Source organism: Proteiniphilum sp. UBA5384, assembly GCF_002410825.1.
Taxonomy (GTDB): Bacteria; Bacteroidota; Bacteroidia; order Bacteroidales; family Dysgonomonadaceae; genus Proteiniphilum.
In genome coordinates this window covers 1-209 of the sequence record NZ_DHOS01000037.1, presented here as the reverse complement: position 1 = coordinate 209, position 209 = coordinate 1, and the positions used below count along the sequence as shown (strand labels likewise).

Sequence of the window (209 nt, the reverse complement as noted above, 5' to 3'; positions counted from 1 at the left end):
GGCACGACAGTGTCCGTTTCAATAAAGTGATAGCAGTGGATGTGACCAATCAGAATATTGCTACACTCGAAAAAAATGGGAAGGCCTGGCATATATTGAGTATGAACCCGGCAACCTCGGGCGTCCATAAGCCGCCTCATGCCCATGAGACACCGACGGGGATTTTTGCCATACAGGAAAAAAAAGAAAAGATGCTCTATGTGAAAGAC

General features: G+C 46.4%; 1 protein-coding gene. It reads left to right on the top strand.

Annotated features, from left to right (window positions below; all coding sequences use genetic code 11):
• A partial coding sequence (locus tag B4G81_RS07760) for a L,D-transpeptidase family protein (protein WP_294081420.1) occupies positions 1-209 on the top strand: 209 nt, incomplete at both ends.